We start from the raw sequence: 22,662 nt of genomic DNA, 5'->3' as shown, positions 1-22,662 counted from the left end.
AGTCCTTTGGATTAATTATTCACTCTTGCTTTCTGCATCTTTAATGATATCTGCTCCGATTTTTTCTGCCCATTCTTTGTAAACAGGCTCAAGCTTTTTCTTGAAAGCATCGATTTCACTTTCAGATAGTTCGTGGATTTCAACTTGACCGCGATCTTTTAGTGTTTTTAAAGCATCATCATTTAAATCCATGGCTGAGTCTCTCGCTACTTTTGTTCCTTCTTCTACTCCTTTTTCAATAATTTTTCTTGTTTCATCGTTCAATCCATCCCAAAATTTTGTGTTCGTAAGTAATGCGTAGTCAACACGTGTGTGCCCCATGATGGTCATATATTTTTGTACTTCATCAAATTTTTTAGATTCGATGTTACTATAAGTGTTTTCTTGACCATCAACTGTTCCTTGCTGTAATGCAGTATAAAGTTCCCCGAAAGGAATGGATGTTGATCCAGCACCTAAGTCACCATATATTGCTTCGAGAAGCTGCCCGCCTTGCGTACGGATTTTCAGACCTTTCAAATCATCTGGAGTTTTGATTGCCTTTTTTTCATTTGTAATGTGTTTGGCTCCATTCGGCCACATGGAAAGTCCAAGAACACCATCTTTTTCAAGGCGTTTAAAAATTTCTTGACCTTTTTCCCCGTCCCAAAATGCGTTAGCTGCTTCGTCATCCTTGAATAGAAAAGGCATAGCAGGAATATTAAATCCTGGGTCATTTCCTACTAGTTTGGACATATCTGGAATAATAAATTGAACGTTGTTTGCTACAAGATTTTGGTACTCATCTTTATCACCGAATAGCTGGCTGTTTGGATACACCTGAACCTTGATTTTTCCATCTGATTCTTTTTCAATGTATTCTTTCATCGACAACGCACCTTGATGTTTAGGTGTGTTTTCAGCAACAACATGGGAGATTTTGATGGTTAGTTCTTGAACACCATCAGCATCTCCACTTCCTCCAGATTCTCCTGAACTGCAAGCTGCCAGACTAAAGACCAGGACGAGTGTCAGCAGAGCGAGATACCATTTCTTCATTTTCTTCACGAGAATTCCCCCTTTTTAATAGATAAGAACTTACATAATGATAGATTTCGGTATGATCTGCAAAAGCTTCCAAGACATTACTAGCTTCTTCAAAACGTTTATACACGACATGCGGAAGAGTAGTTTCTGCATTAAAATCTTCAAAAAGACGTTTTGCCATCTCTACATCTTTTCTCATTAATTCAAGACTAAAACCTGAATCAAACCTCTCGTTTAAAATAAAGGATGGAAATTTATATTCTGTGGACCCGCTTCTGCCTGTGCTATGGTTGAAAACCTCAATCCCCTTTTCAGGCTGCACGCCATATTGTGCCATTAATTGTACTGCTTCACATGCAGATAGAAGGTGGGTGGCAGATAAGTAATTATTCAATGCCTTAAGTAAGTGGCCGCTTCCAAGAGGTCCAAGATGAAAGACTTGTTCACCTAAAGAATGAAGCAAGCGCTTACATTTTTCGAAAACCTCTTCTTCTCCTCCTGCCATAATGGTTAAAGAGGCAGACCGAGCTTTTTGAACACCCCCGCTGACAGGAGCATCCATAAAACCAATCTTTCGTAATTTTAGTTTTTCGCCGTTTGTTTTTGTGTCGTGCGGATAAGAACTACTCATATCAATAATGGTTAAGGGTTCTGTTTGATTGGAATGCATAGTTTCATATGTAGCTAGAATCTCTTCTATTACATGGTTGACTATCGTGGAGGAAGGAAGCATCAGAATGATGGTTTGAACGGTAGATACCCAGTTTGAAAAATGACCGGTTTTCCCGCCAGCTTTTTGAAGCTCGCTTGTAGAGACGGGATTAACATCGGACCCATAAACGTGATAACCACTGTTCAAAAGATTCATAGCCATTGGAAGACCCATTTTACCTAAACCGATAAAACCGATGTTTTCATTCATGAGGGAAACACTCCCTCAAGTTCTTTGTGCAAAGAGCCGATGCGAGGGTGAGCACGGCCGCTCGAAGTGACAACTGCGGCTATGACAATTTCGTCATTTCTCGGAGCGTCAGGAATTCTTACTTCAAAAGTCATATGATGGCTTCTGATCTTCGGGTCCATCTTATGTTTGATAGCTAAGTCAAGACTGCTGCCTGCCGCACCTCTTTTTTCAGCTGATGGAAGCAAAGTTTCTGCTTGGTCACATTGAGAGCGAAACGGATTGCCAAAGGTAAGAGTATGAATAATGGCAGACCCATGTTCAATTTCTCCGTCAAGTCCTACTAAAGCTCCCTTACCGTATGCTTCGACTTCCTGACCAGAAATTCCTAACGCTTCAATTGCCTTTTGCGGCAATATCTCGCCAAGTTTTTCAGAGTAAGTTTTAATGAGAGGCAGTAGATCCTCTACATATTTCCCTGCATAAGGATTTTTAATAACAGCTAAAGCAGCAGCAATTCGCACAGGTTTAGATGACTTCTTAAACCCTTCGATATACGTTTCTTCGCAGATTGTCACAACTTTTCTTATCTCAAGTTCCATCTTTTCACCTCCTTCACTATTTTTGGATCTTGGATACAATCAAGAAAAATAGATGTCCTAATCTTTTGTTGTTAAAGAGAGTATAACAAAACTATAAACTATTGTGAATACTTAAAAAATTAATAAAAATTTAAATTTTCTGTTTTCTTTTCTGAGTACATTTAGTATATTGGAAATTAAGTATAAAAATAAGATTGGATACAATCCATCAAAAAGGAGTTGAATGTAATGAAACTCTTTAAATGGCTTGATCGCATCGAAGAAATACTAGCAGGGACGCTGTTTATTGGAGGGGTACTGGTAAGTTTGTATGGGGTGTTTACAAGGTATGTATTAAATGCACCACAAGCTTGGATTACGGAAATTTTTGAGTTTTTACTTGTTTGGTCTATTTTTATCGGGTTCGGTATGGCACTAAAAGATAACAGACATATTCAAGTGGAATTAATTTTCGATATGCTTCCTACCACTTTCAAAAAAATTTTGGCTGCAATAAGTAATGTAATAGGAGGTATCTATTCCTTCTATTTAACTTTTTCATCATTTGAATTGATAGCGCTTTCAAAAGAGCAAGGTATTAAAACGATTGATGTTGGGATTCCCTTATGGATTACCTATTTAATTTTACCAATCGCAATGGGGCTGCTCGGCGTTTATTTCTTCGTTAAAGCAGCAAAAGCGATTCGAGGAGACAAAAGTGAAATTACAGGTGAACTAGAAGTGATGTATGAAACATTAATCAAAACTGATGATCAGTTAGAATCTGAAACCAAAAAGAAAGGGGTAGGAGCATGAGTCCGGTACTAATCTTATTTTTAGCATTTGCCTTTCTTTGTTTAATCAGAGTTCCCATTGCCATCTCTTTAGGTTTATCGAGTGTGATCGCTCTTTCCATGATCGATTTTACCCTCTATACAGTTATTCAAAAAATGTTTAACTCTTTGAATTCTGCCACGCTTATGGCGATTCCTGGATTCGTATTTGCGGGTATCATCATGTCAAAAGGCGGAATATCCAAGTACTTAATTGAATCACTTAGATCATGGGTAGGCCATATTTCTGGAGGGCTAGCGGTTGTTACCATTCTTTCGTGTATGATATTTGCAGCGATTTCCGGATCAAGTCCAGCAACAGCTGCAGCAATTGGAAGCATCATGATTCCAGGAATGGTACAAGCAGGATATGATAAAAAGTATGCGATGGGTCTAGTAGCAGCCGCAGGGACACTTGGGATCTTAATTCCTCCTTCCATACCGCTTATCATCTATGCTTCAGTAGCGGAAGAATCGGTAGGGAAACTGTTTGCGGCCGGAATAATTCCTGGACTGATGCTAGGTGGAATCCTCCTCGTTTCTGCGATTATCCACGCAAGAATTAAGAAATATGGAAAATTGCCAAAAGAGAGTATGGAACAGCGTGTGAAAAAGACAATCAAGGCGATTCCTGGATTCTTGCTTCCAGTTATCATTCTTGGCGGAATTTATTCTGGTATCGTAACACCTACAGAAGCAGCATTTCTTGCCTGTCTATATGGCGTGATCGTATCTATATTTATTTACAAAGAACTTTCATTCCCGATATTTAGAGAAGTATTAAAGGAATCTATTAATATTACATCCATGATTTTTCTCGTCATTGCGGCTGCTATGATTTTCGGTATGTTCCTCACGACAGAACAAGTTCCACAAGCATTCGCACAATGGATTGAGGAAAGTACGACGAATAAGTGGATCTTTATGCTCGGAGTCAATGTGATGTTCTTTATCATGGGTATGTTCTTAGAAGCAGTAGCCATTATCTTGATCACACTTCCGATCTTATTGCCTGTTTTGGTGATGTTTGATATTAACGTCATTCATTTTGCGATCATCATGACGATTAACATGGAATTAGCAATGATTACTCCGCCAGTAGGTCTGAATCTATTCGTGGTAAGCGGTATATCTAGAGAAAAAGTAGGCGCGGTCGTAAAGGGTGTTATGCCATTCTTTGCACTTATGATCTTAGCCCTAATCCTTGTTGTCATTTTCCCGCAGCTTTCCCTATACCTAGCAAAATAACAAACTACAAAATCAGCACAAAACTTGAGAGGTACAAAAATGAAACAATCTATTGATTTTACAACACTGCAGGAAAAAGTAACTGCAACAATAAGAGAAGCCATCTTCACTCAAACATTTAAGCCTGGAGAACGGCTCATTCAAGATGAACTTGCGGCAAAATTGGGTGTTAGCCGAATGCCTATACGAGAAGCATTGCGTTGCCTCGAGAGAGAAGGGTTAGTTGAGATGCTTCCGCATAAAGGAGCGCAAGTAATCGGGATTTCAAAAGAAGATATTGAAGAGCTCTATTATCTTCGGTCCTTTCTTGAAGGGGTGACTGTTCAGAAATCAATGAATTTCCTTACATCGAATGACAGGGAAGAATTGCAGCATCTCGTAGAAAAAATGGATCAAGATATCCGTAATAACAATCTCGACCTATTCGTTAATCATAATCAGGAGTTTCATACTTTGCTGCAAAAAGGATGCAGCTGGAAAAAAGTGAAGATGCTCAATAAGCAATTTATTGAAGGGTACCCCGCCCATGTTCCAAGCTTAATTCCTCATTCTATGCAGGTGTCGAATGAAGAACATAAAGCGATGCTGGAAGCTCTTGATCAAAAAGATCCTGTTAAATTACGTCAACTTGTTGAACTTCATATCATGAGAGCGGGAGAAAAGCTTACTCAATTAATTGAGTAAGCCCGTTCTTCGTTTAAAGTTGGATCCAATATCCTTAAAACGGAGGTTTCTTTTATGAGTAATCATTTTCGATCCTATTTATTTGTACCCGCCGCTTCAAAAAAAATAATGGATAAGGCTCTAAACAGCGAGGCCGATAGTGTAATTGTTGATTTTGAAGATGCTGTAGCACTCTCTGAAAAAGAAACAGCTAGAGAGAGAGCCAAAAGCCATCTGCTTAGCAGACAAACAGAAAAAACAGTGTTTATTAGAATCAATGACATTACAACACCTTTTTGGAAAGAAGATTTAGAAGCTGCCATCACAGCAGGGGTTTCAGGCGTGATCGTTCCGAAAGCAGAAAATGCAGGGAATATGCAGGTAGTATGTCAAACAGTGCTTTACTATTTAAACAATGTGAACCGCACACCCGATTCATTTGAAGTACTGGCATTAATCGAAACGGCACGTGGTGTTCACTTTGCCTATGAAATTGCCTCTTCCCATTATCTAGTGAACCGTCTCGTTTTTGGTTCCATTGATTATTCACTAGATGTTAATTGTGAATTAACTCCTCATGGTACGGAGCTTCTTTTTGCTAGATCCCAGATTGTTAATGCTTCAAAAGCTGCCGGTGTTGATAGCCCTGTTGATGCCGTTTATCCTGACCTTCAAAATGAACCCGGGTTGAAAAATGAGGCTGAACGCGCAAGGGCTCTCGGATTCACCGCAAAACTAGCTATTCACCCTAAACAAATTCCTATCATCCATGACACCTATACACCCAGTCAGCAAGAAGTCGAATCAGCACTTGAAATCGTAAAAGCATTTGAAGAAGCAGAACAACAAAATATCGCTTCTATTTCAGTTGGAGGAAAGCTTGTTGATTATCCCGTTTATAAAAAAGCAAAAGCTCAATTGCAATTCCTGAATAGGGAAGGAGAACAAAAAGTATGGTAACAAAATCGTTAGTCACTCAAATTATTGAAACACGGTATGAAGATATAAGCGAGAATGCTCGTTATGAAGCAAAGCGAAGTCTATTAAATTGGCTTGGTGTCGCCATTGGCGCTGCCAATCATGAGTCCATGGACAAACTTTTAGCTGTTGCGAGACAGATGGGAACTCAGCCGCATGTCACTGTTTTCGGCAGGAAAGAAAAAACAGACATGCTTTTTGCATCGCTGTTAAATGGCATGTCTTCACATGTATACGATTTTGATGACACCCTTCTTGAAACGGTTCTGCATCCTTCAGCTCCTGTATTTCCCGCTCTTCTAGCATTGGCTGAAAACAAAGGGAAAAGCGGTAAAGAGGTACTTGAAGCCTTTGTGATCGGATGTGAAGTAGAAGCGCGACTAGCATTAGCGGTTTACCCATCTCACTATTGGAGAGGGTGGCACATTACAGGAAGTGTCGGTGGGATTGGAGCAGCTGTAGCGGTTAGTAAATTACTAGACTTAGATCACGAAAAAACGTCCTATGCTATCGGAATTGCTGCCACTGAGCCTGTAGGTTTAAGAGAAATGTTCGGAACGATGACTAAACCATTTCATCCTGGAAAAGCGGCGATGAACGGTTTGCTGGCAGCATTAATGGCGGAGCAGGGATTCACAAGTTCTCTTCAATCCTTAGAAGCAGAACGGGGATTCATAAACGTTCTCTCAGAGGAAAATAAGATAGATATTCTAACGGAAAAGTGGGGTGGAAAGTGGGAAGTAGAAAAGAACAGCTATAAACCATTTGCGAGTGGAATCGTCACACACCCAGCAATTGATGCGATAATTTCCATACAGTCAAGATTTGAATTCCAACACGGACAAGTTGAATCCATTCATATTAAAGGCCACCCTCTCGTAAAAGAATTAACCAGCAAGCAAGTTCTTTCTACTGGGCTAGAAGGAAAATTCAGTGTCTATCATTGTGTAGCCGCGGCATTTATGCACGGAAAGGCTGGTGTCGATCAGTTTACGGATGAGTGTGTAAATGATGAAACAATAAAGAGTTTACGTGAAAAGATTACATTAGAAGTGGACGACAAGATAAAAGAAGATCAAGTAGAATTAACGATTAAATTAGAGGACGGCAGAGAGTTTACTGAATTTGTTGAACATGCTATCGGAAGTGCGGATAAACCGATGACGAATGACCAGCTTATCGAAAAATTCCTTGATGTTACGGGAGACATAATCAGCTCTGATGCCAAAAAAGAACTGGTGGATCTAATCTACAAGTTAGAGGAACTGGATGATCTAACTCCTTTCTTTGAATTGTGCCAGCCTGTGAAGTCGTTGAATAAAAGATAAAAACATATATAAGTTGTGTTCTCTTTGATGAGTTGAAAGGAGAGTATGTATGAGTTCTCCAAAGCCTCAAGTGAAAATAGAACCTGTAATGGGCTCATCTGCGGTAACGAAAAGTCATTTTAAAAAAGTACTTGTTTTAATTCTGGGTGTGACTCTAACAGCTATTGTTTATCAAATTTTGCCGGCAGAATACGCCGAACCCGCAAAGATTATGCTGGCTTTTCTGGTACTTAGCGTTTTTTACTGGACATTTGAACCGATTCCTTTAGGTTTAACTGCCTTGTTGCTTCTCGTCTTAATGCTTGTTTTTCAAGTTGTTTCAACTGAAATAGTATACAGCGGCTTCTCATCCCCTGCTGTCTTTTTAATAATAGGAGGCATGATGCTGGCAAAAGGGGTGAATGATACGCCACTTGCCAGACGTGTTGCCTACATTTTTCTGGCAAAGTGGGGAGGAAGCGCAAAAGGGTTATTAGCAAGCATCATGATCATCCCGCAGATTCAATCCTTCTTTATTCCAGCCGCTGCGGTAAGAACGACATTGCTTCTGCCAGTAGCCCTCATGTCGCTCGATACGATAGGGGAAAGAGGGAATGGCAATCTTAAAAAAATGATCCTCTTAGGTGTTGCATTTGGGGGTACTATAAGCGGAACTGCGGTGATGACCGCGGCCATCGGAAATATTTTAACCGTTGAATTATTAAAAGAGTTTGTTGGAATAAAAATCACATATCTTCAGTGGTTTCTGTATACCTTTCCTCTGTGGCTGGCACTCATCCCTGTTGCCTGGTATCTGCTAATAAAGAAGTTTCCATTAACAGAAAAGGAAAAAGAATTTCCTCACTTAAAAGCTGAGATGGGAAAAAAATTGGAGAACTTAGGGAAGATGAACAGCCAGGAAAAAAGATGCTTAGTCATACTGATTTCCATCGTAAGTTTGTGGTTAACAGAGCCCTTTCATGGGTTACATCCGAGTGTACCCGCACTTATTGGTGTTATCTTGATGGCTCTTCCTGTTATCGGTTGCACCACATGGAATAACCTGGTGAAAATCAACTTTGACACGGTTCTCTTGATGGGAGTTACCCTGTCACTTGGATATGCTTTTAATAAATCAGGTGCCGCCATGCTTGTCGGCGAAAGTTTAAGTGCCGGTTGGATCATCGAGCTTCTGACATCGCCGTTAATAGCGGTAGCTGTCGTATTGATTATTACTCACATCCTGCATCTGGCTGTAGCCAATGTATCAACGGCAGTCGTTACACTTATCCCTATCTTTATCGGACTTGCTGCCAAAGCGGGGGCGGACCCGGCATTAATTTGTATCACCGCTTCATTAGCTTGTTTACATGGCTATATTCTTGTAGTTGAAGCAACTCCTAATATCATTGTCCACAGCTCAGGTGAAATCGAACAAAAAGAATTTTTAATTCCCGGAGTCATTCTTACACTCATCATGAGTATTTTTACTATTCTTCTAGCAGCAACATGGTGGAAGTGGATAGGTTTCCTATAAAAAGTCTGAATATTATAGACATTTCATTTTGGATCCTGTATCCTAAATACAAATTAGAAAAAAAGAAAGGTAACAGAAAAGGATGCCGCCAAAGTATGATTTAAGAATAGAGAACAGAGATACTCTTCATTTAAAAGTGTCAAATGTAATCAGAGAAGCGATTATCAGGGGCGACTTTAAGCCAGGAGAACGATTAAAACAATCTGAACTCGCTGATACGTTAGGTGTAAGCCGCATGCCGATCAGAGAAGCTTTTCGAAAACTGGAATCAGAGGGACTTATCGAGCTAGAGCCGCATAAGGGTGCGATCGTAAAATCAATTCAAGTCAATGATATTGAGGAGATCTACACATTAAGAGCAGAGCTTGAAAAAATGGCCGTCTATCAAAGTATTGATCATTTTTCAGAACCGGATCTTAAACAATTAAATGAATTAGTGAACAATATGGATGCTGCAGAAGATGTTGAGGACTTTGTTTTGTATAACATTGAATTTCACAAGCTCCTAATTAAGCGTTGCAATTGGAACAGACTAAACACGTTCATCAGTACATTATGGAGCGGATTTCCTCAGCAGACTCCGCATCTGTTAAAAGGGCAGACGGAAACATCGAACAAAGAGCATCGCCAAATCGTAGAGGCTATCATGAAAAAAGATAAGCAGAAAGCGGGCGACCTTGTTGCGGAACATATTTTACGTACAGGACAACTATTAATAAAAAGCTTAAAAGTTGATGCGCGATAATAGCGCGTTTCTTTTTAAGATAAATTGGATCCAATATCCACAATAGGAGGGAAAGTTCATATGGGAAGAATGTTGGAAAATGCGAGTAAGAAATTATTAAAAGAAAACGGTATTCCAGCTCCAAATCATTGGGTGATCCATAAAAGTGACGAAATTCAAGCGTTACATCTTGAGAAACCGTGCGTGTTAAAAGCATTGGTTCCTGTCGGGAAAAGAGGAAAGGCAGGAGCTATCAAGTTTGCAGACTCTGTACAAGAGGCTCAAGAAAAAACAGATGAGCTGCTGAAAATGACAGTTAGAAATTATGAAGTGAAGAGTGTCCTTTTAGAAGAAAAGCTTGAGATCGATGAAGAATGGTATGTTTCCATCACGATTGATCCCCAAAAACAGATGCCGGTTATCATCGCAACAACTGAAGGAGGAGTAGAGGTTGAAGATCTTGTTAAGGAAGCTCCTGAAAAGGTAGTCATCTATCATGTCGAACCATTCTCCAAACTCTATTCCTATCAGGCGAAAGAAATCTGGAGCAAACTTGGTGTAACAGGGAAACCCCTCATTCAAGCCACCTCCGTTTTATGCGGACTTTATGACATCTTTTTAAAATACGACTGTTACATATTGGAGATTAATCCGTTAGTACTGACACGTGGTGAACAAGTAATGGCAGCGGCTTCTGTTATGGGTGTTGATGATTCTGCGCTGTTTAGGCAGCCTGAGCTTTCCGGGCAAGTGGAATCGGGAAGTGAACGTTCATGGCGGCCATTAACGGAACTTGAAAAAGCGATGGTTCGAGTAAATGATGCGGATTACAGAGGGACAGCCAGATATACAGAAATGGATGGAGGCAGCATTGGTTTTATGTGCGGAGGAGGAGGAGGCAGTTTGCTCAGTTTTGATGCCCTGACCTTTTTAGGTGCACAACCTGCGAACTACACGGAGACCGGCGGAAATCCTTCAGAAGAAAAAGTGTATGGTCTGACAAAAGGAATCCTGTCAAAAGAAGGTGTTAAAGGACTGTTTGTAGCTCATAACATTACAAACAATACTCAGATCGATGTAATGGCAAAAGGAATTGTAAAAGCTGTTCAAGAGTTAGGGGTAAATTTGGATGAGTTTCCTATTGTTGTCCGCGAGGCCGGTGTAAATGATGAAGAGGGCAAGCGCGTATTTGAGGGTGCTGGCATTACGTATTACGGAGAAGAAGTAACGATTGAACAAGCCGCAGCTGAAATGGTTAAAAAGATGGAAGGGGTGAACTAAATGGCAATTCTAATTGATCAGAACACGAGGATGGTCATTCAAGGGATTACCGGTCGTGAAGCACAGATGGTAGTTGATCATACACTTGCTTACGGTACACGCATCTATGCAGGTGTTACACCTGGAAAGGGTGGACAAAATGTGTTAGGTGTTCCTGTATATGACACGGTATGGGAAGCGGTAAAAAAACAGAATGTGAATGCTAGCTTAGTTGTTGTCCCCCCGGCATTTGCACTCGATGCTGTTTTAGAAGCGATTGAGAATGGAATCAAACTTATCGTTGTAACAACAGAAAATATCCCACAGCTCGATTCGGTAAAGATGCTTTATACGGCTCGAAAGAATAATGTTGTCATTATTGGACCTAACACAGTAGGAATGATTAATCCAAAGGACAAAGTGAAGATGGGATCGATCGGCGGTGACCGGCCTGAACGCTGCTTTGTACCTGGGAATGTAGGTGTTATTTCAAGGAGTGGCGGCATGACAGCAGAAACGTCTTGGATGGTGAAGCGGGCCGGATTTGGTGTTACTACTTCTGTTGGTATAGGAGGAGATAGCTTTATCGGATCGACTATAAAAGATTTACTTGCCTTGTTTGAAGAGGATGAAGAGACAAAAGCAGTCGTTACCTTTTCAGAACCAGGAACTTCTTTTGAAGAAGATGCAGCACAGTTTTTAAAAGAAGGCGGATTTACAAAACCTCTTATTTCATACGTGGCAGGCAGATTTACAGAATCCATGCCAGAAGGAACGGTGTTTGGTCATGCAGGAGCGATGATCTCCGGAAATGCAGGGAGACCTTCACTCAAAATGAAAGCGCTTCATGAATCAGGAGCTCACGTGATCGACCGATATGACGACATGATCTCCGTTTTAAAAACGGTACTTGGAGAAAAAGTGGGGGGAGTAAAATGACGTTATCTCAAACGTTAGCACACTATGTTAACCGTACGCGCTATGAAGATTTACCTGAAAATGTCGTTGAGTTTACGAAGCTATGCATTCTCGACTGGTATGGATCTGCCGTTGCCGGAAAAGATACAAAACCTATTCAAGCGATAAAAGAACTTGTTGAAGAATGGGGAGGAAAGGAACAAGCGACTCTTGTAACCGGAGGAAAATCTTCGATTGGAAACAGTATTCTTGTAAATGCTGCAGCCAGCCATATCGTGGAGTTAGACGATATCCATAAATCTTCTATTATTCATGCCGGCACAGTAGTCATACCTGCAGCCGTTGCCGTTGCTGAAGCATATGAGTTAAGCAGTAAAGAACTCATTACAGCAGTTGTGGCAGGTTATGAGGTTTGCTACAGAATTGGAGAGGCGGTTTCTCCTTCTCACTATTACTATTTTCATAATACCGCTACTTGTGGAACGTTTGGGGCAGCTGCTGCGGTTGGTAAACTCGTAAAACTGAACGATGAACAGTTATCGCATGCGCTAGGGAACGCCGGCTCCCAAGCTGCTGGATTGTGGGAGTTTATAGAAGATGGGGCGATGACAAAACAACTTCATACCGCCAAAGCTGCGTACAATGGAGCTTTGGCGGCACTTCTCGCAAGAAAGGATTTTACCGGAGCTAGTGAAATTCTTGAAGGAAGACGCGGTTTCTTTCATGCAATGGCAGAATCAGTAGATTCTTCAAAGATCACGACAGACCTTGGTCATGTTTATAAAATAGTAGAAAATAGTTTTAAACTACACGCATCATGCCGCCATACTCATCCGGCAGTAGATTGCATCCTCGACATCATGACGAATCATGACATCAATCATACATCCATTCAAAAAATTAAGATCCATACGTATCAAACCGTATTAAACATCACCGATAAACCTAATCCTGACACAGTATACGCATCCAAGTTCAGCAGCCAGTTCTGCTCAGCGCTCGCAGCAATTAAAGGCAGCGCTTCCTTAGATGACTTTAATGAAGAGACACTAAAAAAACCAGAGATCAAACAATTAATGAACAAAATTGAGGTTCATGTTGATCCATACTATGAAAATCTGTACCCGGAAAAATGGGGAGCAAAGGTAGAAATTGAATTACTGAATGGCAAGGTTTATACCGAAGCGACCGACTATCCAAAAGGCGATCCCGAGAAACCAGCCAGTAGTGAAGAATTGATTGAGAAGTTCTTATCCATGACGTCATCTAAGTTAGAAAATGCAGAAAAACATGCTGAGAAAATTCTAAAGCTCGAAGGGATAACGGTCAGAGAGTGGCTTGCTGAAGAAACGAGGGATGAAGCGTGCGATCCAATTCATTAACAGCAGATCTACAACCAATAAATAAAAACATTAGAAAACGTTTTGTCCTTTCAAGGCTTCACTCTCTAGCTGGTATCGTTCCATTAGGAATCTTCATGGTAGAGCATCTATTAACAAATTCAACGGCTCTACTCGGCAGAGAAAAATATAACGAACAAATTCATCTGATACAAAGCATTCCTTTTCTGCCGTTGCTGGAGATCTTTCTAGTTGCTATCCCTCTCATTTTTCATGCAGGATACGGAATCTATCTTTCTATGATTTCGAAATCAAATACTCAAACATACAAGTATGAAAGAAACAGACTGTTTTTCTTTCAGCGAGTTACGGGAATTACCACACTCGTTTTTATTATTTATCACGTCTGGTCGTTTCGATTAGCACCCGTGTTTTATGGAACGGAAATAAATTTTGACCTTGTGAATAGTCACCTGGAAAATGTATTTGTCTTTTCTTTTTATGTGATCGGAGTAGTTGGTGCAGTCTTTCATTTTTCAAATGGTATCCGTACGGGTTTAATAACATGGGGAGTGACGAAAGGTCCAGCCTCTCAGCGCATTGCCCAAAGAATTTGTTTACTATTTTTTGCGGTGTTCGGTGTTCTAGGCGTAACGAGCTTATTCGCATTTATATAAGACCATGGAGGTGATGCATCTTGAACAATCAAGAATCAATCGTAGTTGGCGGCGGTCTTGCAGGACTGATGGCCGCGATTAAACTTGCAGAAGCAAAAAAAAAGGTAAAGCTCTTCTCGTTTGTACCAGTTCGCAGATCCCATTCTGTTTGTGCGCAAGGGGGCATAAATGGAGCGGTAAACACAAAGGGAGAAGGGGATTCAGTCTGGGAGCATTTTGAAGATACGATTTATGGAGGAGACTTTTTGGCGAATCAGCCTCCTGTAAAAGCAATGTGTGAAGCAGCACCTGAAATCATCTATCTCCTTGCCAGAATGGGTGTACAGTTCAACCGGACTGAAGAGGGACATATCGATTTTAGAAGATTAGGAGGAGCAAAGTATTCGCGTACTGCATTTGCAGGTTCTACTACAGGTCAGCAAATTCTATATGCGCTTGACGAACAAGTAAGAAGATTCGAAACAGAAGGCTTAGTCGAGAAATTTGAGTACTGGGAGTTCCTTTCACTTGTTATCGATGATGACGGCAGATGTCGGGGGATTTCGGCTCAAAACTTAAAAACAATGGAGATTCATACGTTTAAATCGGATGCCGTGATTCTTGCGACTGGCGGAATCGGTAATATTTTCAGAAAAAGCACGAACTCCATTATTAACACAGGCAGTGCACACAGTATTGCTTATCAGCAGGGAGTTCGTTATGCCAATGGAGAGTTCATCCAAATCCATCCGACCGCGATACCTGGAGATGACAAGCTGAGATTGATGTCGGAATCAGCACGCGGAGAAGGTGGAAGAGTATGGGTGTACCGAGACGGGAAACCATGGTACTTCCTTGAAGAAAAATATCCTGCATATGGGAACCTGGTTCCAAGGGATATCGCAACTCGTGAGATATTCCATGTATGTGTAGATTTGAAGCTAGGAATCAATGGTGAAAACATGGTTTATTTAGACCTATCACATCTTTCACCTGAATTACTGGATAGAAAGCTCGGAGGTATTTTGGATATTTATGAAAAATTTGTTGGTGATGATCCTCGCAAACTACCGATGAAGATCTTTCCGGCCATGCACTATTCTATGGGAGGACTTTGGGTGGATTATGACCAGATGACGAATATTCCCGGACTTTTCGCATGTGGTGAATGTGAGTATCAGTACCATGGAGGAAATCGCCTTGGCGCCAACTCCTTAGTGTCAGCGATTTATGGCGGTATGGTTGCAGGTCCGAATGCCGTTAAATATATGAACGACTTAGAAGTAAAGTGTGAGTATTTATCTGGTTCTATTTATCAAACTGAATTGAAAAAACAAGAAGAAGAGTATGAAAAGCTTCTTAACATGGACGGACACGAAAACCCTTATCAGCTTCATGTGGAAATGAGCGATTGGATGGTTGATAACGTTACGGTTGTTAGACATAATGACCGCCTTCAAAAAACAGATGAAAAGCTTCAAGAATTGCAAGAACGAATGAAAAATATTGGGATAGACGATAGAAGTTCATGGCAAAACAGAACCGTTCCTTTTGTACGCCAGCTGAAACACATGCTAGAGCTCGCAAGGGTCATTACAGTTGGAGCGTTGCATCGAAACGAAAGCAGAGGTGCTCACTACAAACCAGAGTTTCCAGAAAGAGATGATGAGAATTGGCTGAAAACAACGATTGCTACATACACACCATCCGGACCAAGTCTTTCCTATGAGCCAGTAGATATTCAACATTTGGAACCAAGACCGAGACGGTATGATGTGGTTACATCGAGCAAAGAACTTTCAAAAGCCTGAAAAAGGCAGAAAGGAGAACGGTATGAGTGCTGAAAAGGTAATACGGCTAAAAGTAAAACGAAAAGACCAGATGGACAGTGAATCGTACTGGGAAGAGTTTGCGATTCCTTATCGCCCTAACATGAATGTCATCTCTGCTTTAATGGAAATACAGCGAAACCCTGTGAACGCAGAAGGAACCAAAGTGCGATCTGTAGCCTGGGAATATAACTGTCTTGAAGAAGTTTGCGGAGCATGCAGTATGAGGATTAACGGAAAAGTTAGGCAAGCCTGTTCAACTTTAGTGGAGAAGCTCGAGCAGCCCATCCAGCTAGAGCCTATGGAAACATTCCCTGTTGAAAAAGATTTAGTCGTTGATCGTCAGCGGATGTTTGACGCTCTGCAAAAAATAAAAGGATGGATCCCGATCGATGGGACATACGCAATGGGATCAGGTCCATTAATTTCGTCCAGGGAACAACAAGAAGCATATAAATTTTCAACCTGTATGACTTGCGGCTGCTGCCTGGATGCTTGTCCTAACGTGAACAGCGGCTCACCATTCATTGGCCCTCAGGCTCTGGCTCAAACAAAGTATTTTAATATGCACCCAACAGGAAAGTTAACAAAAAACGAACGCCTGGAAGTGGTTATCGGAGATGAAGGAATTTCAAATTGCGGAAATTCACAAAACTGTGTAGAGGTATGCCCGAAAGATATCCCATTAACAACGGCTCTTGCAGAATTAAATCATGAAGCTAATCGTTATGCATTATGGAGCTGGCTGAAAAAGTAGAGCCTTGTTTGGAGGTCATTATTATGTCAGATAAATCTTATCATTTTGATGTCATCGTAGTTGGCGGTGGACACGCTGCCTTAGTTGCTGCCATTTCAGCATGTGATAACGGTGCGTCTGTTGCACTCGTTACAAAAGGAAAAGCAGGACTCGGAGGATCATCGGTGATTTCTGACGGTGTGTATGCAGCCATTTTTTCTGAAAATGATTCAAGTGACATTTATTATAAGGACATTTTAAAAGGCGGAAAAGGATTATCCAATCCTCGTCTAGCAAAGGTGCTCGCAGAAGAATGTACAGAAAGAGTCATGGAGCTTGAAAGTGTTTATGGTGTAGAGCTTCAGTTTGAAAAGACGGTCGCTACCCCAGGACATTCTTATCCTAGAAGGGTATATGCCGGAAAAGGAATCGGGAAAACGGTAACGAAAGCGTTAAGGAATGCTGCTGTTGAAAAAGGTATAACCCTGTTTGAGAATTATACAGTGTTTGATTTGATCAGTGACGGAACGCAAAATTATGGCGTGATCGCACAAAAAGATAGTGAAATATACGAGTTTATAGCCACTTCAACCATTCTAGCAACAGGAGGATTTGGCGGACTTTACACATCAACAGACAATCCGAGAGACATTACAGGCGAAGCGATCGGAATGGTTTGGCGGCACGGTGTTGAATTAATAGATATGGAGTTTGTGCAATTTTATCCGTATCGTTTGAAATCACCTGCAAATATAGACGTTATGACGAAAATCTTCGGCAAAGGTGCCATTTTACGTAACGAAAAACATGAACGGTTTATGGAGAGATACCCCAAAAAAGAACTGGAAACCCGGGATGTTCTTAGTTATGAGATGTTTCAGCAAAACGAGGTTTACTTAGATTTTTCAAACGTATCAGAGAACGATCTAGAAAAAGACAGTCCAGCCCTTTTTCGTCTTGTGAAAAAAGGTCATGAGGGTAAATGGATAATGAGTCCCGTACAGCATTATTGTATGGGTGGAATCAAAGTGGATGAGTGGGGAAAAACCAGCTTGAACGGGTTATATGCTTGCGGCGAATGTACAGGAGGACTGCATGGAGCAAATCGTCTTGGCGGCGGGTCCATTACAGAGGCTCTTGTATTTGGAAAACGGACAGGATATGCTGCTGCAGAAAATAAGAAAGATATCAGCGCATTTAATTATACAAAGACCGTTAGTCCAACTGATATTGAGGTTGATAGAGAGCTAGAAAAAGAGATTTATACAAAAGTCAGAGACATTATGTGGGAGAATGCAGGAATTGAGCGGACGACCCACACACTTTTACAGGCAAAGGAAGAATTAAATCAACTTGCTGAAGAAACTTCTTCTATACGATTAACGGATAAAATTCGGGCCGCCTGGGCTTCCGTTTATGCGGCTTCCATTCGTATAGAAAGCAGGGGCGCACATAAACTGCAAAATGCAGCTTCGGAAAAAAAGGAATGGGAAGGTAATCTTGTAATTCATAACAGAAGTGCCCGGTTTATTCCTGCAGCATTAGATGGAGGCGGGAGAAAAAAGGAGCAGGTAGCTTATGAAAACCATCAAGTATGAAGCTATTGTAGAGCACGTTTCAAAGATGTGTCAGGAAGCAAACTTTGACTTAGGTCAAGATGTGGTCAATGCTTTTCAAACGGCTCTAAAAAAAGAAAGATCTGAAACAGGAAAAGATATTCTGGAACAGCTGATTGCCAATGCAGATATTGCAAAAAATGAGAGAGTCCCCATGTGTCAAGATACTGGTGTTTCCGTTTTTATTGTAGAGCTAGGGCAAGACTGTCATATCACGGGCGGAAAGCTATATGATGCCATCAATGAGGGTGTCAAAAAAGGATATGAGGAAGGGTATTTACGTCATTCAATTGTTGACCACCCCATTACGAGAGAAAAAAGTAAGGGCTACAACACACCTTCTATTATTCACGTGGAACTCGTTGAAGGCGACGAGTTGGTCATTCATATGTCCGCTAAAGGCGGCGGCAGCGAAAATATGAGTACGTTAAAAATGCTTAAACCATCTGATGGTGTGGAAGGTGTGAAAAACTTTATCCTCGATACAGTCAAAGTGGCTGGCCCAAATGCCTGTCCACCGCTTGTGGTAGGCATTGGTGTTGGAGGCAACTTTGAAAGAAGTGCCTATTTAGCGAAAAAGTCTTTATTCAGACCAATTGGACACAGAAATGAACGGACAGAAATAAGTGAGTTGGAAAGGGAACTGATGGAGAAGATTAACCAGCTAGGAATCGGACCACAGGGAATGGGCGGCAGTACAACTGCTCTAGACGTAAAAATAGAAATTGAACCTTGTCACATTGCAGCATTACCGGTTGCGATAAATCTGAATTGTCACGCAAGCCGGCATAAGGAAATCCGGTTGTGAAAGGGAGAGTGAGAACATGGGTGCCATTCAATTGAGCTGTCCGATTTCAGATGAAGAAATTAGAACATTAAAAGCAGGTGACAGGGTATTGCTGAGCGGAACCATTTATACAGCCCGTGACGCTGCTCATAAGAGAATGTCAGAAGCACTCCAAAACGGTGAAGAACTGCCTATTCAGATTGCTGGACAGGTTATATATTATGTTGGACCTACACCTGCAAAGCCCGGTCAGGTGATCGGATCAGCTGGTCCCACCACAAGTGGGAGGATGGATAAGTACACACCAGCTTTGCTTGAACTTGGCTTAAAAGGAATGATCGGAAAAGGATATCGCAGTGATGAGGTTGTAGAATCCATCAAGAAAAATAAGGCGGTATACTTTGGTGCTATTGGCGGATCAGGTGCTTTAATAGCACGAACAATAAAGTCATCAGAAGTGATTGCTTATGAAGATTTAGGTCCAGAAGCCATCTATAAATTAGAAGTAAAAGAATTCCCTGCTGTAGTGATTATAGATAGTGAAGGGAACGATTGGTATGAAATCGGTAAGCAGCAGTATCAATCTTACTAATAAACCTATTTAAGCAGCCCTATACAGGTTGCTTTTTTAGTTCCCAATCCCTTATCCCTTTTATACACTAAATAATAATTAACTAAAACATTCCAATAATGAAGCCAGGTCAGGGGGAAGCTTATGCAGAACAAGGATTTCGTTCAGAGCGAAGGTACTGCTTTTCCAGGCAAAACATATGTCGATCACCTGCTCCGCCCGGTTTTTAACGATCAGCGGGACTACTTATTTAAACAGATGTTTAATATTCATCGAGCACATGTTGTTATGCTCGCGGAACAAGCTATTTTGGATAAAAAAGAAGCAGGGGTTATTTTACAAGGGGTGGAAGAAGTAGCTAAAACCGATTATAGAACCCTGCAATATGATCCGCAGTTTGAAGACCTCTTTTTTATGATGGAGCATAAAATTAGTGAGGTAATTGGCCCGGATTTGGCCGGAAAGATGCATATTGCTAGGAGCCGTAACGATATGGGAGTGGCCATGTATCGTCTCGCTTTAAGGGAACATATCTTAACCCTGATGAAAAGTTCGATGCTTCTAGCGGATGCCTTATTAGAACAGATAAATGAACACGCCGAAACTGTAATAACTGCATATACCCACACTCAGCCAGCGCAGCCTACAACATTTGGTCATTACTTAACAGCCATTTTAGATGTATTCCTCCGTGACATTAATAGACTTTGGTCTGCTTATGAAACGGTCAATCGATCGCCAATGGGTGCCGCAGCATTATCAACAACCAGCTTTCCTATTAATAGAAAAAGAGTATGTGACCTTCTAGGTTTCAGTAAGCTCGTTGAAAACTCCTATGATGCAATTGCTGGCGCTGATTATCTCGTAGAATCGGCAACTGCTGTTCTATCGATGATGGTGAACTGCGGAAGATGGATCCAAGACTTCCTTCAGCTTGTGACCCGTGAATACAACATCATCAAAGTCGCGGATCCTTACGTCCAAATCAGCAGTATCATGCCTCAAAAAAGAAACCCGGTTTCCATCGAGCATTCCCGTTCTCTTGCCAGCTCTTCAGCAGGCGAAGCACTGGCAGCGATTCAAATGATTCACAACACACCATTCGGAGACATCGTTGATACGGAGGATGATCTGCAGCCGCATTTATACAGAAGCTATGAAAAAGCGAACCGTGTCATCCGTCTGATGCATGCTGTTATCCGGACAATGGAGGTCGACAAACAACGAGCACTCAACCAGGCGAAAACCTCATGTATCACAATAACCGAACTAGCGGACGTACTAGCGCGAGATAAAAACGTTCCTTTCCGTCTGGCTCATCAAATCGCAAGTAGCATCGCGAAAAAATGTTCACAAGAAAAGCTCGAATTAAACGAAATTCCTTTTCGGACGGTAAACGAAGAAATAATTAAACGGTGCAATGTCTCTTTGAGCCAGGAAGAGTGGAACAATATCATTTGTCCGATCGAATTTATAAAGAGACGAAACATTCAAGGCGGTCCGAACCCTGACGAAGTAAACAGAATGGCAAAGGAAAGAAGGAATTTTTTATCTCAACTTGAAACTCAGTTAACAGACGAGAAGAACAGGCTGTCATCAGCTAACCAAAAGCTGCAAGAAGCAGTAGAAAAATGGATGGCTGACATTAAATATTGAACCTGCTAGCCCCTGGCAGGTTTTACATATTCTGGTCCAAAGACTTCCCATCACAATCCTTTTGTAATATAATTCAGAAAAATAAGCAGCAAGTGGTGATTCTATGCATCATTTATTATTTATCAGCTGTATGATCTTATATTTACTGTCTGTTGCTATCCCAAACAGCGCATTAAATCTGGTTGTTTCTATTCTTTGTTTATTGATCGTAGCGCTCTCTTTTAACCGGGTGGGGAAGACGGTCCAGGTGATCAGCTCTATCTTTTTAATAGTTGGACTAGCTATGCTTTGGACAAGCGGAGCACAGTGGAAAGATTACATCCTGTCTTTCGGACCTATGCTCAATCTCCTGTGTCTATTTATGGTTGTTCCGCTTCTCGCTTATCCGATCCGTCTGGGGAACTATGCTTCTTCTATTCAAGAGATTATCAGTAAAAAGGTAAAAAACCCGAAGCAGCTTTACATGATGACCTCTGGCTTATCTTATTTCTTCAGCAGCTTTATTAATTTAGCAAGCTTGCCCATGACGTATCATGCGATAAAACCTTCTCTTTCGAACTACTCTGTGGCTAATGAATATCGGTTCATGAGCAGGGCCATCACGCATGGTTTTTCAATGCCTCTATTATGGACGCCAGTTACGCCTATCGTAGGGATCGTAATTGAGATGAACGGAGTAAGCTGGGTTTCCATGCTGCCGTATTTGGTTCCGCTTAGCTTGATGGGGATAGGGTTGGATTGGCTGCTCGCAACTCGCGAATATAATAAAAATGTAAAAGCAGGATACGTTACGGATAAAGAAACTGCCGCTGCTGCAGAATTTGTACCGCAGCAAACGAATCGGACAAGCCGGCTGTTTCATATTTTGATTGCACTTATCATCTTTAATGTTATCGTTTCAATCATCGAGGTCAAATCATCGTTTAGCTTTCTTTTTATCGTGACGCTGCTCGTCATTCCAGTAGCTTTATCGTGGAGCATCCTTCTTCGTAAAGGGAGGTTGTTTTTAAAAGGGACAAAAGAACATTTTCAGACGCATGTTGTAAAGATGAGCGGACAGTTTGTGATTTTTTTATCTGCGGGATTCTTCATATCAGCGATGAAATTTTCGAACACCGATCATGTATTCAACACCGGATTGCTGCAGGTAAAAGATTCAATAGGAGTTGAGTCGTTCTTGGTTCTGCTTCCGCTGGTTCCTCTCATTCTAGCATTCATGGGATTGCATCCAGCTGTTGCGATTGCGTTGATGGCTGAAGCGCTCGATCCAAATGCTCTTCAAATTTCCAGCCAGCTGCTGACTTTATCCATGCTTGGAGGAGCAGTAGGAGCGTTCTTAATGGGGCCATTCAATGCAACCATCGGCTTGATGGCGACCATTGTGGAAGAAAGCCCGTACAAGATATCGAATTGGAACGCGCCTTTTACGATTTCTTATCTCTTGTTATTAATGAGCTTTATTTTTTTGTTACAACGCATCGCATAAGAAAAGCAG

At 41.3% G+C, this 22,662-nt stretch carries 21 protein-coding genes; 18 read left to right on the top strand and 3 right to left on the bottom strand.

The window, feature by feature from the left end; all coding sequences use genetic code 11:
- Window positions 1–15: 15 nt before the first annotated feature.
- The 3 genes from M3196_RS17845 to M3196_RS17835 are packed head-to-tail and all read right to left on the bottom strand — an operon-like array spanning window position 16 to window position 2,529.
- Window positions 16–1,038: a DctP family TRAP transporter solute-binding subunit gene (locus M3196_RS17845; protein ID WP_251323763.1), complete on the bottom strand. Its 1,023-nt coding sequence runs from the start codon at window positions 1,036–1,038 to the stop codon at window positions 16–18.
- Window positions 992–1,948 carry an NAD(P)-dependent oxidoreductase gene (locus tag M3196_RS17840; RefSeq protein ID WP_251323696.1) on the bottom strand — a complete coding sequence of 319 codons (957 nt, stop codon included), beginning with the start codon at window positions 1,946–1,948 and terminating at the stop codon, window positions 992–994. Before M3196_RS17840 ends, M3196_RS17845 begins: the two co-directional genes overlap by 47 nt.
- Window positions 1,945–2,529 (bottom strand): amino acid synthesis family protein, encoded by a 585-nt coding sequence (locus tag M3196_RS17835; RefSeq protein ID WP_251323695.1) that lies wholly within the window; start codon window positions 2,527–2,529, stop codon window positions 1,945–1,947. Before M3196_RS17835 ends, M3196_RS17840 begins: the two co-directional genes overlap by 4 nt.
- A 228-nt stretch (window positions 2,530–2,757) precedes the next feature.
- Here M3196_RS17835 and M3196_RS17830 point away from each other — a divergent pair, with 228 nt between their 5' ends.
- The 18 genes from M3196_RS17830 (at window position 2,758) to M3196_RS17745 (ending at window position 22,653) form a co-directional block, all read left to right on the top strand.
- Window positions 2,758–3,324, top strand: coding sequence for a TRAP transporter small permease (locus tag M3196_RS17830; protein WP_251323694.1), 567 nt, complete (start codon window positions 2,758–2,760; stop codon window positions 3,322–3,324).
- Window positions 3,321–4,589: a TRAP transporter large permease gene (locus M3196_RS17825; protein ID WP_251323693.1), complete on the top strand. Its 1,269-nt coding sequence runs from the start codon at window positions 3,321–3,323 to the stop codon at window positions 4,587–4,589. The genes M3196_RS17830 and M3196_RS17825 overlap by 4 nt, the downstream gene beginning before the upstream one ends.
- A 39-nt stretch (window positions 4,590–4,628) precedes the next feature.
- The gene (locus M3196_RS17820) at window positions 4,629–5,273 is read left to right on the top strand and encodes a GntR family transcriptional regulator (protein WP_251323692.1); all 645 of its coding nucleotides are present in this window, start codon (window positions 4,629–4,631) and stop codon (window positions 5,271–5,273) included.
- A gap of 54 nt (window positions 5,274–5,327) precedes the next feature.
- Window positions 5,328–6,212, top strand: coding sequence for an HpcH/HpaI aldolase/citrate lyase family protein (locus tag M3196_RS17815; protein WP_251323691.1), 885 nt, complete (start codon window positions 5,328–5,330; stop codon window positions 6,210–6,212).
- Window positions 6,206–7,558 (top strand): MmgE/PrpD family protein, encoded by a 1,353-nt coding sequence (locus tag M3196_RS17810; RefSeq protein WP_251323690.1) that lies wholly within the window; start codon window positions 6,206–6,208, stop codon window positions 7,556–7,558. The genes M3196_RS17815 and M3196_RS17810 overlap by 7 nt, the downstream gene beginning before the upstream one ends.
- 49 nt (window positions 7,559–7,607) lie before the next feature.
- Complete coding sequence (locus tag M3196_RS17805; protein ID WP_251323689.1) at window positions 7,608–9,074, top strand: SLC13 family permease; 1,467 nt, start codon at window positions 7,608–7,610, stop codon at window positions 9,072–9,074.
- An 82-nt stretch (window positions 9,075–9,156) separates the two neighbouring features.
- A complete protein-coding gene (locus M3196_RS17800) occupies window positions 9,157–9,819 on the top strand; it encodes a GntR family transcriptional regulator (protein ID WP_251323688.1) in 663 nt (220 codons plus the stop codon).
- 60 nt (window positions 9,820–9,879) lie between these two features.
- Entirely contained in the window at window positions 9,880–11,079 is a 1,200-nt protein-coding gene (locus M3196_RS17795) for an ATP-grasp domain-containing protein (RefSeq protein WP_251323687.1), read from the top strand.
- A complete protein-coding gene (locus M3196_RS17790; protein WP_251323686.1) occupies window positions 11,080–11,997 on the top strand; it encodes a succinate--CoA ligase subunit alpha in 918 nt (305 codons plus the stop codon).
- On the top strand, window positions 11,994–13,358 hold the full coding sequence (locus M3196_RS17785) for an MmgE/PrpD family protein (RefSeq protein ID WP_251323685.1): 1,365 nt from the start codon (window positions 11,994–11,996) through the stop codon (window positions 13,356–13,358). The genes M3196_RS17790 and M3196_RS17785 overlap by 4 nt, the downstream gene beginning before the upstream one ends.
- A complete protein-coding gene (locus M3196_RS17780) occupies window positions 13,340–13,993 on the top strand; it encodes a succinate dehydrogenase cytochrome b558 subunit (protein ID WP_251323684.1) in 654 nt (217 codons plus the stop codon). Before M3196_RS17785 ends, M3196_RS17780 begins: the two co-directional genes overlap by 19 nt.
- Window positions 13,994–14,013: 20 nt before the next feature.
- Window positions 14,014–15,783, top strand: a complete 1,770-nt coding sequence (gene sdhA, locus M3196_RS17775; protein ID WP_251323683.1) for a succinate dehydrogenase flavoprotein subunit — start codon at window positions 14,014–14,016, stop codon at window positions 15,781–15,783.
- Between the two features lie 22 nt (window positions 15,784–15,805).
- Window positions 15,806–16,558 (top strand): succinate dehydrogenase iron-sulfur subunit, encoded by a 753-nt coding sequence (sdhB, locus tag M3196_RS17770; protein WP_251323682.1) that lies wholly within the window; start codon window positions 15,806–15,808, stop codon window positions 16,556–16,558.
- Window positions 16,559–16,581: 23 nt separating this feature from the next.
- On the top strand, window positions 16,582–18,135 hold the full coding sequence (locus M3196_RS17765) for an FAD-binding protein (RefSeq protein ID WP_251323681.1): 1,554 nt from the start codon (window positions 16,582–16,584) through the stop codon (window positions 18,133–18,135).
- Window positions 18,116–18,961, top strand: coding sequence for a fumarate hydratase (locus M3196_RS17760; protein ID WP_251323680.1), 846 nt, complete (start codon window positions 18,116–18,118; stop codon window positions 18,959–18,961). The genes M3196_RS17765 and M3196_RS17760 overlap by 20 nt, the downstream gene beginning before the upstream one ends.
- A gap of 16 nt (window positions 18,962–18,977) precedes the next feature.
- Window positions 18,978–19,532: a Fe-S-containing hydro-lyase gene (locus M3196_RS17755; protein WP_251323679.1), complete on the top strand. Its 555-nt coding sequence runs from the start codon at window positions 18,978–18,980 to the stop codon at window positions 19,530–19,532.
- A gap of 123 nt (window positions 19,533–19,655) precedes the next feature.
- The gene (gene argH, locus M3196_RS17750; RefSeq protein WP_251323678.1) at window positions 19,656–21,167 is read left to right on the top strand and encodes an argininosuccinate lyase; all 1,512 of its coding nucleotides are present in this window, start codon (window positions 19,656–19,658) and stop codon (window positions 21,165–21,167) included.
- Between the two features lie 103 nt (window positions 21,168–21,270).
- Window positions 21,271–22,653, top strand: a complete 1,383-nt coding sequence (locus M3196_RS17745; protein ID WP_251323677.1) for a hypothetical protein — start codon at window positions 21,271–21,273, stop codon at window positions 22,651–22,653.
- Window positions 22,654–22,662: the final 9 nt, after the last annotated feature.

The organism is Fictibacillus nanhaiensis, assembly GCF_023715445.1.
Classification (GTDB): Bacteria; Bacillota; Bacilli; order Bacillales; family Fictibacillaceae; genus Fictibacillus; species Fictibacillus nanhaiensis_D.
The sequence above is the reverse complement of the archived record's forward strand: the minus strand, read 5'-3'. Positions and strand labels throughout refer to the sequence as shown.

Coding starts and splice junctions, on each gene's coding strand:
- M3196_RS17800 (WP_251323688.1), top strand. CDS start 9,157: ATGCCGCCAAAGTATGATTTAAGAATAGAGAACAGAGATACTCTTCAT.
- M3196_RS17815 (WP_251323691.1), top strand. CDS start 5,328: ATGAGTAATCATTTTCGATCCTATTTATTTGTACCCGCCGCTTCAAAA.
- argH (WP_251323678.1), top strand. CDS start 19,656: ATGCAGAACAAGGATTTCGTTCAGAGCGAAGGTACTGCTTTTCCAGGC.
- M3196_RS17745 (WP_251323677.1), top strand. CDS start 21,271: ATGCATCATTTATTATTTATCAGCTGTATGATCTTATATTTACTGTCT.
- sdhB (WP_251323682.1), top strand. CDS start 15,806: ATGAGTGCTGAAAAGGTAATACGGCTAAAAGTAAAACGAAAAGACCAG.
- M3196_RS17760 (WP_251323680.1), top strand. CDS start 18,116: ATGAAAACCATCAAGTATGAAGCTATTGTAGAGCACGTTTCAAAGATG.
- M3196_RS17795 (WP_251323687.1), top strand. CDS start 9,880: ATGGGAAGAATGTTGGAAAATGCGAGTAAGAAATTATTAAAAGAAAAC.
- M3196_RS17790 (WP_251323686.1), top strand. CDS start 11,080: ATGGCAATTCTAATTGATCAGAACACGAGGATGGTCATTCAAGGGATT.
- M3196_RS17805 (WP_251323689.1), top strand. CDS start 7,608: ATGAGTTCTCCAAAGCCTCAAGTGAAAATAGAACCTGTAATGGGCTCA.
- M3196_RS17830 (WP_251323694.1), top strand. CDS start 2,758: ATGAAACTCTTTAAATGGCTTGATCGCATCGAAGAAATACTAGCAGGG.
- M3196_RS17810 (WP_251323690.1), top strand. CDS start 6,206: ATGGTAACAAAATCGTTAGTCACTCAAATTATTGAAACACGGTATGAA.
- M3196_RS17825 (WP_251323693.1), top strand. CDS start 3,321: ATGAGTCCGGTACTAATCTTATTTTTAGCATTTGCCTTTCTTTGTTTA.
- M3196_RS17845 (WP_251323763.1), bottom strand. CDS start 1,038: ATGAAGAAATGGTATCTCGCTCTGCTGACACTCGTCCTGGTCTTTAGT.
- M3196_RS17765 (WP_251323681.1), top strand. CDS start 16,582: ATGTCAGATAAATCTTATCATTTTGATGTCATCGTAGTTGGCGGTGGA.
- M3196_RS17840 (WP_251323696.1), bottom strand. CDS start 1,948: ATGAATGAAAACATCGGTTTTATCGGTTTAGGTAAAATGGGTCTTCCA.
- M3196_RS17820 (WP_251323692.1), top strand. CDS start 4,629: ATGAAACAATCTATTGATTTTACAACACTGCAGGAAAAAGTAACTGCA.
- M3196_RS17755 (WP_251323679.1), top strand. CDS start 18,978: ATGGGTGCCATTCAATTGAGCTGTCCGATTTCAGATGAAGAAATTAGA.
- M3196_RS17785 (WP_251323685.1), top strand. CDS start 11,994: ATGACGTTATCTCAAACGTTAGCACACTATGTTAACCGTACGCGCTAT.
- M3196_RS17835 (WP_251323695.1), bottom strand. CDS start 2,529: ATGGAACTTGAGATAAGAAAAGTTGTGACAATCTGCGAAGAAACGTAT.